Annotated in this window: 13 protein-coding genes; 1 reads left to right on the top strand and 12 read right to left on the bottom strand. The window is 73.2% G+C overall.

Going from position 1 to position 10,692, the window contains the following annotated elements:
• The first annotated feature begins 103 nt into the window (after window positions 1-103).
• Window positions 104-592 carry a transcriptional regulator gene (locus ACIBBA_RS24555; RefSeq protein WP_013285505.1) on the top strand — a complete coding sequence of 163 codons (489 nt, stop codon included), beginning with the start codon at window positions 104-106 and terminating at the stop codon, window positions 590-592.
• Window positions 593-666: 74 nt separating this feature from the next.
• Here ACIBBA_RS24555 and nusB read toward each other — a convergent pair whose 3' ends face one another.
• The 12 genes from nusB to ACIBBA_RS24495 all read right to left on the bottom strand — a co-directional run bounded on the left by nusB (window position 667) and on the right by ACIBBA_RS24495 (window position 10,685).
• A complete protein-coding gene (gene nusB, locus ACIBBA_RS24550; protein ID WP_350871156.1) occupies window positions 667-1,077 on the bottom strand; it encodes a transcription antitermination factor NusB in 411 nt (136 codons plus the stop codon).
• Window positions 1,078-1,100: 23 nt separating this feature from the next.
• Window positions 1,101-1,658, bottom strand: a complete 558-nt coding sequence (gene efp / locus ACIBBA_RS24545) for an elongation factor P (RefSeq protein ID WP_120683886.1) — start codon at window positions 1,656-1,658, stop codon at window positions 1,101-1,103.
• Between the two features lie 358 nt (window positions 1,659-2,016).
• Entirely contained in the window at window positions 2,017-2,454 is a 438-nt protein-coding gene (gene aroQ / locus ACIBBA_RS24540; RefSeq protein ID WP_396700305.1) for a type II 3-dehydroquinate dehydratase, read from the bottom strand.
• Window positions 2,451-3,530 (bottom strand): 3-dehydroquinate synthase, encoded by a 1,080-nt coding sequence (gene aroB / locus ACIBBA_RS24535; RefSeq protein ID WP_396700304.1) that lies wholly within the window; start codon window positions 3,528-3,530, stop codon window positions 2,451-2,453. Before aroB ends, aroQ begins: the two co-directional genes overlap by 4 nt.
• 39 nt (window positions 3,531-3,569) lie before the next feature.
• Window positions 3,570-4,103, bottom strand: a complete 534-nt coding sequence (locus tag ACIBBA_RS24530) for a shikimate kinase (RefSeq protein ID WP_396700361.1) — start codon at window positions 4,101-4,103, stop codon at window positions 3,570-3,572.
• A gap of 2 nt (window positions 4,104-4,105) precedes the next feature.
• Window positions 4,106-5,284: a chorismate synthase gene (gene aroC, locus ACIBBA_RS24525; RefSeq protein WP_396700303.1), complete on the bottom strand. Its 1,179-nt coding sequence runs from the start codon at window positions 5,282-5,284 to the stop codon at window positions 4,106-4,108.
• Window positions 5,285-5,418: 134 nt separating this feature from the next.
• Window positions 5,419-6,075: a class I SAM-dependent methyltransferase gene (locus ACIBBA_RS24520; RefSeq protein WP_396700302.1), complete on the bottom strand. Its 657-nt coding sequence runs from the start codon at window positions 6,073-6,075 to the stop codon at window positions 5,419-5,421.
• Between the two features lie 120 nt (window positions 6,076-6,195).
• Window positions 6,196-7,110 (bottom strand): glycosyltransferase, encoded by a 915-nt coding sequence (locus ACIBBA_RS24515; protein WP_396700301.1) that lies wholly within the window; start codon window positions 7,108-7,110, stop codon window positions 6,196-6,198.
• Window positions 7,107-7,757, bottom strand: coding sequence for a glycosyltransferase (locus tag ACIBBA_RS24510; protein WP_396700360.1), 651 nt, complete (start codon window positions 7,755-7,757; stop codon window positions 7,107-7,109). The genes ACIBBA_RS24515 and ACIBBA_RS24510 overlap by 4 nt, the downstream gene beginning before the upstream one ends.
• 65 nt (window positions 7,758-7,822) lie before the next feature.
• Window positions 7,823-8,302: a UDP-N-acetylglucosamine--LPS N-acetylglucosamine transferase gene (locus ACIBBA_RS24505; protein ID WP_357059874.1), complete on the bottom strand. Its 480-nt coding sequence runs from the start codon at window positions 8,300-8,302 to the stop codon at window positions 7,823-7,825.
• A gap of 224 nt (window positions 8,303-8,526) precedes the next feature.
• Window positions 8,527-9,786: a hypothetical protein gene (locus ACIBBA_RS24500; RefSeq protein WP_396700300.1), complete on the bottom strand. Its 1,260-nt coding sequence runs from the start codon at window positions 9,784-9,786 to the stop codon at window positions 8,527-8,529.
• Window positions 9,783-10,685, bottom strand: a complete 903-nt coding sequence (locus ACIBBA_RS24495; RefSeq protein ID WP_396700299.1) for a sulfotransferase domain-containing protein — start codon at window positions 10,683-10,685, stop codon at window positions 9,783-9,785. The genes ACIBBA_RS24500 and ACIBBA_RS24495 overlap by 4 nt, the downstream gene beginning before the upstream one ends.
• Between the last annotated feature and the right edge of the window lie 7 nt (window positions 10,686-10,692).

Genomic DNA, 10,692 nt, shown 5'->3' with positions numbered 1-10,692 from the left:
AACGGTAGGGTCACGACCACTTGACCAGGTGTCGCAATCCCCGTACCGTCACGCTCCGTAGCGATCGCTGGGAGAACCCCAAAGCAGCACTGGGAGTGTCCGAATGCCCTCTGAATACGCCAAGTCGCTGGGCGCCCGCCTGCGCTCCATCCGCCAGCAGCAGGGGCTGTCCCTGCAGGGGGTGGAAGAGAAGTCGAACGGGCGGTGGAAGGCCGTGGTGGTCGGCTCGTACGAGCGCGGCGACCGCGCCGTGACGGTGTCCCGCCTGGCCGAGCTGGCCGACTTCTACCGCGTTCCCGTCTCGGAGCTGCTGCCCGACGGCAGCGGGGTGCGTCACGAGCCCACCAGCAAGATCGTCCTGGACCTGGAGCGGCTCTACGACGAGGCCTCCGAGGACCTCGCCTACGTGGCCCGCTACGCCCGGGCGATCCAGCAGCAGCGCGGTGACTACAACGGCCGGGTGCTCTCGATCCGCGCCGACGACCTGCGTGCCCTGGCGATCGTCTACGACGCCTCGCCGTCCGGTCTGATCGAGCGGCTCACCGAGCACGGTGTGCTGGTCGCCGACCCGCGGGCGTTCTTCGCCTCCTGACCCGCGAACACCACGAAGGGCCCGTGCCGTCCGGCACGGGCCCTTCGTGGTGGTACGGGTGCGGCGGGGCCGCGTCAGCGGGTGGCGTACTCGGCGATCCGGCCGAGCACCCCGTTGAGGAAGCGCGGCGAGTCGTCGGTCGACATCTGCCGGGCCAGCTCGACCGCCTCGCTGATCGCCACCGCGTCGTCGATCTCGTCGACGTAGAGCAGCTCGTAGACCGCGATCCGGGCGAGGTTGCGGTCGACCACCGGCATCCGCTCCAGCGTCCAGCCCTCGGTGTAGCTGGCGATCAGCTCGTCGATCCGGTCGAGGTGGGCGGCGACCCCTTCGACCAGGCCCACCGCGTAGCCCAGGTGCTCGGGGTGCGGCCGCTCGATCCGCTGCAGGTAGCCGGCGAGCACCTCCACCGGAGGGTGATCCCGCAGGTCGGCCTCGAAGAGCACATCCAGTGCCCGCTTGCGCGCCTTACGGCGCGCCGGCATCTGCTGCTTGGGGCCCTCAGCCATCAGGAGCGGCCGAGGTAACGGCCGTCGCGGGTGTCGACCTTGATCTTCTCGCCGGTGGTGATGAAGAGGGGCACCTGCACGGTCGCGCCGGTCTCGACGGTCGCCGGCTTGTTGCCGCCGGTCGAGCGGTCGCCCTGCAGACCCGGCTCGGTGTAGGTGACCTCGAGCACGACGCTGGTCGGCAGCTCGATGTAGAGCGGGACGCCCTCGTGGGTGGCGACCGTCGCCTCGGCCTCGGGCAGCAGGTAGTTGGCCGCCTCGCCGACCGTGCCGCCGGGCACGGTGATCTGGTCGAAGGTCTCCAGATCCATGAAGACGTAGTCTTCGCCGTCGGCGTAGAGGTACTGCATGGTGCGCTTGTCGACGGTCGCCGTCTCGACCTTGGTGCCCGCGTTGAAGGTCTTGTCGACCACCTTGCCGGAGAGCACGTTCTTCAACGTGGTGCGCACGAACGCACCACCCTTACCGGGCTTGACGTGCTGGAACTCGACTACGGCCCAGAGCTCCTTGTCGAGGTTGAGTACCAGGCCGTTCTTCAGGTCGTTGGTGGTGGCCATTTCCTGCCTTGATCATCAATTTGGCGGACAGACCTGGCAAGTCTACAAGCCGCCCGGGACGGCCGCCTCCGCCGTCACCGGCCGGCCCGGCCCCGCTGCGACCGCCGCACCTGCGGCCCGACCGACCCACCCACCGTCCTTTGCTCTGCTTCAGCGCAGGCAACAGTCACCTGGCGTTTCGAGAGCCCGGGCCGACGATGCGAGCCGGATCACGGTATGCCCAGGTCAACGCGGTGTTGCCCCCGCTGAAGCAGAGCAAAGGCGGCGCGGAAGGGGGGTCGCCGCACTCCGCGCCGGTCACGGTGAGCGAACACGGCGTGGGGGAAGCGCCAACGGGCCTGCCGTCAGGCGTCAGGCGTCAGGCGTCAGGCGTCAGGGTGGCCAGGTGGTGCAAGGCGAGGCGGTAGCCGTCGACGCCGAGCCCGGCGATCACTCCGGTCGCCACCGCGGAGACCACCGAGTGGTGCCGGAACTCCTCGCGCGCGTGGATGTTGGAGATGTGCACCTCGACCAGCGGCCCGCGCAGCAGCGCGCAGGCGTCCCGCACGGCGTAGGAGTAGTGCGACCAGGCGGCCGGGTTCAGCACCACCGCGGCGCCCTCGTCGGCGGCGGCTTGCAGCCAGCCGAGCAGCTCGTGCTCGGCGTCGGTCTGCCGGACGGTGACGTCCAGGCCGAGCTCACGGCCGGTCGACTCGCAGAGCGCCACCAGGTCGGCATAGCTGGTCGCGCCGTACACCTCGGGCTGGCGGGTGCCCAGCCGGCCCAGGTTCGGCCCGTTCAGCACGTACACCTTCACCCGGCTGCCACCTCCGCGTAGGCGGCGCGGAGGAGGTCGTCGTCCGGGCCCTCCAGGATCGCCGGGCGGGCCAGCCCGTCCAGCACCACGAAGCGCAGCCGGTCACCCCGGGCTTTCTTGTCCACCCGCATCGCCCCCAGCAACTCCGGCCAGGCGTCGGCCCGGTAGCTGGTGGGCAGGCCGAGCGCGGCGACGACGGTACGGTGTCGGCCGGCGGTCGCCTCGTCGAGCCGGCCGGCGAGGCGGGCCAGAGTGCCGGCGTAGACCAGGCCGACGGCGACCGCGTGCCCGTGCCGCCAGCGGTAGCCCTCCACCTTCTCGATCGCGTGCGCCAGGGTGTGGCCGTAGTTGAGCACCTCGCGGACGCCGGACTCACGCAGGTCGCCGGAGACCACGTCGGCCTTGACCCGGATCGCCCGCTCGATCAGCTCCCGGGTCACCGGCCCGGCCGGGTCGGTGGCCGCTGCCGGGTCGGCCTCGACCAGGTCGAGGATCACCGGGTCGGCGATGAAGCCGCACTTGACCACCTCGGCCAGCCCGGCGGCCAGGTCGCTCGGGGGCAGGCTGTCCAGGGTGGCCAGGTCGGCGAGGACCCCGACCGGTGGGTGGAACGCGCCGACCAGGTTCTTGCCGGCGGCGGTGTTGATCCCGGTCTTGCCGCCGACCGCGGCGTCGACCATGCCGAGCAGGGAGGTGGCCACCGGCACCCAGCGCACCCCACGGAGCCAGGACGCGGCGACGAAGCCGGCGAGGTCGGTCACCGCGCCACCGCCCACCCCGACCACTGCGTCGGAGCGGGTGAAGCCGGCCGCGCCGAGCCGGTCCCAGCATGCCGCGGCGACGTCGATCTGCTTGCCGGCCTCGGCGTCCGGCACCTCGATCGGCAGCGGAGCGACGCCGGCGGCGTTCAGCCGCTCGCCGAGCGCGTCGGCCAACTCCTTCAGCGGTGGCGCGTGCAGCAGCGCCACCCGGGTCGCGCCGGGCAGCAGGCCGGGGAGCGTGTCGAGCAGGTCGCGTCCCACCAGCACGTCGTACGGCCGCTCGCCGCCGACCGGGATCCGGGTTACCTCGTCCATCGCCGGCAGCCTAGTCCAGCGGGCCCGGGCCGGGCGACGTCAGCGCGCCAGCAGGGCGGTGATCTCGGCGGCGATCTCCGCGGGGCTCCGCCCGTCGGTGACCACCGTCGCGGTCGCCACCTCGGTGTAGAGCGGTCGACGCTGGTCCATCAGGTGCTTCAGCGTCGCCCGCGGGTTGAGCGTCAACAGCGGGCGCCCGACGCCCAGGCCGACCCGCTTCACCGCGTCGGACAGCTCGACGGAGAGGTGCACCACGGTGTGCCCGACCAGGGCGGCACGGGTCTCCTCGGCCAGGACGGCGCCGCCGCCGAGGGCGAGCACCCCCGGGCAGGAGGCGAGCGCCGCGGCCACCGCGGCCCGTTCGAGGGCGCGGAAGTGCGCCTCGCCCTCGTCGATGAAGATCTCCGGGATCGGCTTGCCGGCCATCCGCTCGATGTCCAGGTCGGTGTCGCGGAACTCCACGCCGAGCGCGGCGGCGAGCGCCTGGCCGACCGTGGTCTTGCCCGAGCCGGGCGCGCCGACCAGCACACAGACCGGCCTGGTCGCTCCGAGCGTCGGATCGGAACCGGACACGGTCACCGGATCACCAGCGCGTCGAGGTAGCCGGCCAGGTTGCGCCGGATCTCGGCGACCGAGTCGCCACCGAACTTCTCCATGGTCGCCTCGGCCAGCACCAGGGCGACCATCGCCTCGGCCACCACCGCGGCGGCGGGCACCGCGCAGACGTCCGAACGCTGGTTGATCGCCGTGGCCGGCTCGCCGGTGGTCACGTCGATGGTGGCCAGGGCCCGGTTCAGCGACGAGATCGGCTTCATCGCGGCCTTGACCCGCAGCGGCTCACCGGTGGTGATGCCGCCCTCCAGCCCGCCGGCCCGGTCGGTGACCCGGCGTACGCCGGTGGCGGTCGGCATGATCTCGTCGTGCGCCTCGGAGCCGCGGGAGCGCGCCTGCTGCCAGCCGTCGCCGATCTCCACGCCCTTGATCGCCTGGATGGACATCAGCGCGGTGGCCAGCCGGGCGTCCAGCTTCCGGTCCCACTGCACGTGGCTGCCCAACCCCGGCGGCACCCCGTACGCCAGCACCTCGACCACGCCACCGAGGGTGTCGGCGGCCTTCTTCGCGGCGTCGACCTCGGCGACCATCCGGGCGCTGGCCTCCGGGTCGAGGCAGCGCAGCGGGTCGGCGTCGATCCGGGCGGCGTCCTCCGGGCGCGGGCGCAGTCCCGGCTTGACCGCGACCGGCCCCAGCTCCACCACGTGCGAAACGATCTCGATGCCGAGGGTCTGCTTCACCAACGCCTTGGCGACGGTGCCGACGGCGACCCGGGCGGCGGTCTCGCGGGCGCTGGCCCGCTCGAGGATCGGCCGGGCGTCGGTGTGGCCGTACTTCTGCATGCCGGCGAGGTCGGCGTGGCCGGGCCGGGGACGGGTCAGCGGGGCGTTGCGGGCCTGCCCGGCCAGCTCGTCGGCGTCGACCGGGTCGGGGGCCATCACGGTGCGCCACTTCGGCCACTCGGAGTTGCCGACCCGGACCGCGACCGGGCTGCCGATGGTGACGCCGTGCCGCAGGCCGCCGATCACCTCGACCTCGTCCTGCTCGAACGCCATCCGCGCGCCCCGGCCATAACCCAGCCGCCGGCGGGCCAACTCGGCCGAGATCTCGCCGGTGGTCACCTCGACCCCGGCGGGCACCCCCTCGATCAGCGCGACGAGGGCGGGTCCGTGCGATTCACCTGCAGTCAGCCAGCGCAACACAGCGGTCAGTCTGTCACGCCGGGTGGTCACTGCCGTGCGGTGCCCGCCCTGTCCCGCCCTGCGGACGACGGCGTCCGCCACCGGCGCGCCCGGCCCGGCCGGTCGCCGACCGGATCATGATCAGCGAACCGGGGTCACGGCCTGCGGATCGCGATCAACGACTTGGTGAGGCCCAGCAGGCGCTCATTTCGAATGGTGGCGTCGGGAAAGAGGTAACGCAGCTCGGCCCGACCGACGAGTTCCGTCGTCAAGACCTGTTTCATCGCCAGGTCGTAGGATTTTCCGGGCGTGTAGGCGAGGGGCCACTTGCGCGCCACGACAACCCGCGCCGACACCGGCAGGAATTGCATTCCGGGCGCGACCCAGTGCGGCTCGATCGGGAAGTACCGGTAAGGCGTCTGGACCCAGTAGGCCGGCGCCAGCTCACGGACCGCCTCCGCCATCCGCCGGCGCCGCTCGTATCCGCCGACGTGCTCCAGCACGCTGTTGCTGAAGACGAGGTCGTAGCGGCGGCTCAGGACACTCTTGGGCAGTTCACACGCATCGGCGTGATCGGCCTCGGCCCACTCGGGCAGCTCCGTGGGGAGCGGCTCCAGATTGACCACGTGCACGTGCGCCGGACGCACCGGAACCTTGGCCCAGCTCTCCACCCGACCGCCCAGGTCGAGGACATTCATCTCGGCGAGATCCGGAAAAGTTTCCGAGAGCCACGCGGCACGCCGGGCGCGCCGTTTCGCGCCCAGGGAAGTCGGCGAATCAACCAGATAGAACCTGAGCGAGTGGAGGGCCATGGAATCAGATTTTTATCGATCGATTCGACCGTGTCATCGGCCGATCGGTCCGTGCCATCGGGGCTCGTGGAACAAACGCGTCGCCGCCGAATCCCTCGGGCGGATCCGGCGGCGCCATCGTCAGATCCCCCGGCCGCGCCGGTGCAGGCTCCGCAACACCGCGTCCGCGCGGACCACCCGGCCGGCCACTGCGAGCGCCAGGTAGGCACGCGGCTCGCGCAGGTTGCGCCGCAGGGTGTGGCGGGCCCAACGGACCGCGCCGCGCCGGTCACCGGAGGCGGCCCGGGCGAAGGCGATCTGACCCGCCACCCGCGCCTCGCCGGCCGGCTGGCCGGCGAACTCCGGGTAGCGCTCCAGCAGCCACTGCAACGCCTCGGAGATGGTGTCCCAGCGCTGCGCGAAGTAGGACCGCTTGTGCCAGCGCACCAGCACGTACGGGGTGCGCAGGTTGACCAGCGGCGCGCTGCGCGCGGCCCGGAGCAGGAACTCGTAGTCCTCGGCGTAGCTGCCCGGGATCTCCTCGTCGACCAGCCCGAAGCCGTCGCGCAGCGCGGCGGCGCGGATCACGAAGGTGGACGGGTGCAGCTCGGTCATCCGGTCGCGCAGCAGTTCGGCGAGGCCGACCCGGTCCTTGTCGAGCACCCGGTCGACGGTGTGCCCGTCGTAGCTGACCCGGATGCCGCAGCTGACGAACTCCGCCTCGGGCGCGGCGGCGAGCGCGGCGACCTGGGCGGCGAGCTTGCCCGGCAGCCACTCGTCGTCGTCGTCGCAGAACGCGATCAACTCACCGTCGGCGGCCAGGGTGCCCGAGTTGCGCGCCCCGGCCAGACCGGGGGTGCGCTCGTTGCGGATCACCCGCACGCTGCGCTCGGGCCGGGACAGCGCGGCCAGCGACCCGTCCGGCTCGGACTGGTCGTGGACCACCACGACCTCGATGGGGCCGGGATGATCCTGGTCGAGGATGGCCCGGACGGCGGCGCGGAGCAGCTCCGGCCGGTCCCGGGTGGGCACCACGACGCTGACCGTGGGCGTCACGGCTTCCGCCCCTCGCCCTGGGTGGGCCGGGCCCACGCCCGCCACCACTGCCGGCGTCGCCCGGCCGCCGCGGCGACCAGCCCGTCCACGATCTGCCCGACCCGGTTCACCGCCTCGTGCCGCGCGTCGTGCGCCTGCGGGTCGGCGGCGACCGCGAAGCGGGCCGCGTCGGCCAGCCCGGCGGCGAGCGCGGCACGCAGGTCCTGCCGCGACTCGCAGAGCGCGACCATGCCGGCCGCGCCGAGCCGGCGGGCGAAGAGCAGCTGGTGATCGTCGACGTGCTCGCCGTGGGACGGATCCCGGGGGACCACGATCGGCAGGTGACCGTGCCGGCGGGCCTCCAGGATCGTCGCCGGGCCGCCGTGACAGACCACCAGGTCGGCGTCGGCCATCGCGGTCTGCAACGCGTCGTGGCCGAGGAACGGCACCGCCCCGGGCACCGCGGGAGCCCGGGTGTGCCCATGCTGGACGGTGAGCCCGATCTGGTCGGTGGCCTCGGCATGCCACTCCTCCAGCCAGTTCACCAGCCGGTCGAAGGGGTGCTTGTCGGTGCCGACGGCGACCAGCAGCTGGAGCCGGGCGGCGTCGGCGCGGTCGCGCTGGCGAGGCACCCGGGTCGGGTCGGGGCGGACGGCGGGTCGGGCCAGGTGTGGCGCCTGCCGGGTCGGGGCGGGCCGGTGCGCCGGGGCGGTCCCGGTTGTCGCGTCCCCGCTCACAGCAGCGTCCCCACGACGGTCGCCTCGGGGTACTGCCGGCGCTGCTCGTCCCACTGCACGAGCATGGCGGTGAGGAACGGGCGGCAGAGCCGGGCGGTCAGCGTCGGGGTGTCGATCCGGTCGTACACCTCGATGTAGACGGTCGGGATGCCGCGCAGCCGGGCCAGCACCACGAACGGCACGGCGACGCCGGCGCCGGTGGTGACCACCGCGGCGACCCGCCGGCGACGCAGCACCCGCCAGGCGAGCACCGCGTTGCGCAACAGGTTCGGCACGTTGCGGGTGGTCGGGTGGTGCGCCGGCACCAGTTCCTCGCCGGCGAGCAACGACACCGCCTCCGGCGTGTCGAAGGTGACCCAGCACCGACGCCGCTGTTCGTACCAGGGCCGCAGTGCCAGAAGTTGGGCCAGGTGGCCGCCGCTGGAACTGACCAGCAGCAGGACCGGGGGCCCGCCATCCTCAGTGTTCGTGTCCACGCGACTCCCCACAAGTTCGCTTGGAGTTTCGGTCGGCGCCACGCAAGAGCAGATCACAGCTCGACCGACCGTTGTATAGGGCGACCGGGTGATCGACCGGCCCTCCGCCGGGGTCGCCGGTCACCCCATACGCCCGGCGGTCCATCGACCACCATCACGACCAGCAATTCTTCCGTCACGCTACGACGATGGTCAACAGCCATCGGCGTGGCGATCCGACCGGATCAGCCGCTATGTCGTTTCTCGATGACGTCCAGGAGCGCGGGATGCAGCGCGCTGTTCCAGCCCGCCCCGGCGTCGGCCAGCCGCCACGTCCGCAGCCACATCTCCAGCAGGTAGCCGTCGGCCACCAGGCGGCGCTGCGCCGGCCCGAGCCCCAACCGCTCGCCGTACCGGTCGAGCTGCGCGTCGACGGCCCGCGCGGCCGTCGCGACCGGTTCCGCGCGCAGCACCACGGCCCGCTGGAACGCGTCGTGCGCCAGGTCGAAGCCGAGGGGTACGTCCGGTCCACTGTGCTCCCAGTCCCAGGCGACCAGCCGGCCGTCGTGCCGGCCCAGGTTCCACGGCACCCAGTCGCCGTGCCAGTGCCCGAACTCGACCGGCGTGCCGCCGTGCCGGCGGGCCAGCTCCCCCACCGCGGCGACTGCCCGCGCGCCGGCCGGTCCGGCCACGGCGGAGCGGTCCGCCTCGGCGGTCAACCGGGCCAGGAACGGCGATCCGGCCAGCGGCCGGAGCGGCGCCGCCGGACGGCCCCGACGGGCCACCGCGAGCAGCGCGGCGATCCGGGGCGGGTCGGTGACCGGCACGCCGCGCACCCGCGACGGCAGCGGCTCGACCACGGCGATGAGCTGCCCCGCCCAGTCGAGCTCGGCGAGCAGCCGGGGCGTCACCGGATGGTCGGGCACCCCGGTCACCTCGGCCAACGTGCGCAGCGCGGCGGACTCGGCGGCGACCAGCGCCCGGGTGGCGCGGTTCCAGCCGATCTTCGCGTACCCGCGCGGCCGGCCGTCGGCGGTGAAGAGCTGCAGGGTGGGTTTGTGGTTGGGGTCCGGTGGCCGTACCCCGCAGGCGGCGTGCAGCGGCGCGTCGCCGAGGGCCGCGGCGAGCCGGTCGGCCAGGAGCAGCTCGGCCAGCGGTGCCCCGGCCGGTACCGCGACGGTCAGGGTGGGAAAGGCCCGCTGCACCGCGCCGACCCGGGACAGCCCGCCGAGCGCGGCCCGCACCGCGCGCACCTTCGGCGGCCGCAGCGCGTTGTACGCCAGCAGCGACGCCGCGGTGACCCGGGGCGCGCCGAGCGGCAGCAGGAACCGGGCCCGGGACAGTGACGGCACCACCGCGTAGCGGGCGACCGCCCGGTGCCCGGCCGGCGGGGCGCCGCCCACGGTCAGCGCCACCCGTTCGTCGCCGAAGACCGCCCGGCTCACCCAGCCCAGCCCGTCGCCGCGGGTACGCGGATCGGCGGACGCGGCGACCGAGGCGGTCACGCCGCCCGGTCCGGCCAGTCGAGGTCCAGCCCGAGCCGCTCCCGCAGCGCGTCGTTGTACGGCCGGTAGTACGCGGTCAGCTCCGCCCGCAGCGCCGGCTCCAGCGGCGCCGAGCGGCGGTCGTTGTAGACCTTGAAGTCGGGCAGGTCGTGCGGGGGCAGCCCGAGGAAGTCCAGCGTCCGGCGGTAGGTGGTGCGGGCGTCGCGGTAGAGGCCCTCGCTGGGCAGGAAGAGGATCTGCGCCCGGTCGAACCGGTCCAGCCACGGCTCCAGGTGCTCCAGGTAGCGCCCCCGGGCCCGGTAGCTGTACCAGTCGTAGCGTTCGCTGAAGTACTCCGGTTCGGCGAGAAGCCGCTCCCGCTCCCCCGCCGTGCGTTCGGCCTCGGCGGCGAGCGCGTCGCCGAAGTCCAGCGGCTCGATGCCGTGCGTCCGCCGCTCCTTCCAGTGCGAGTACGCCCGCTCGACCGGGTCCCGCAGCAACACCACCAGCCGTACCGACGGCATCAGCGCGGCGACCCGCTGCGCCGCCAGCGGATGGAACATGTAGAGCGGGGCGGCCTCGCCGACCCGCACCGGCCCGCCGTGCCGGCTCTCCAGCGCCGCGCGCTGCCGCACGGTCGGGAAGTGCGAGCGATACCACGCCTCGCCCCGGTGCCAGTTCTCCTCGAAGTAGTGCGAGGCCTTGGTGTTCCAGGCCGGAAAGAGGCGCGGCACCAGCGGGTGCTGCACCAGGTAGTTCCAGAGCGAGGTGGTGCCGCCCCGCTTGGTGCCGATGATGAGGAAGTCCGGCAGCGGCCGCCGGTCGCTGGTGCGCACCGCGTAGTCGACCAGAGAGTCCTTCACCCGGTCGGTCACCTGGGTCGGCACGAGCTGCTTCACCCGGTCTCGGATGGACGGCACGACGGAC

The organism is Micromonospora sp. NPDC051006 (assembly GCF_044456245.1).
Lineage (GTDB): Bacteria > Actinomycetota > Actinomycetes > Mycobacteriales > Micromonosporaceae > Micromonospora.
Note: the sequence above shows the minus strand (reverse complement) of the source record. Positions and strands in the feature narration are given on the sequence as shown.

Excerpts from the sequence above, each read along its gene's own strand:
- ACIBBA_RS24555 (WP_013285505.1), top strand. The coding sequence starts at position 104 with ATGCCCTCTGAATACGCCAAGTCGCTGGGCGCCCGCCTGCGCTCCATC.
- nusB (WP_350871156.1), bottom strand. The coding sequence starts at position 1,077 with ATGCCGGCGCGCCGTAAGGCGCGCAAGCGGGCACTGGATGTGCTCTTC.
- efp (WP_120683886.1), bottom strand. The coding sequence starts at position 1,658 with ATGGCCACCACCAACGACCTGAAGAACGGCCTGGTACTCAACCTCGAC.
- aroB (WP_396700304.1), bottom strand. The coding sequence starts at position 3,530 with ATGGACGAGGTAACCCGGATCCCGGTCGGCGGCGAGCGGCCGTACGAC.
- ACIBBA_RS24520 (WP_396700302.1), bottom strand. The coding sequence starts at position 6,075 with ATGGCCCTCCACTCGCTCAGGTTCTATCTGGTTGATTCGCCGACTTCC.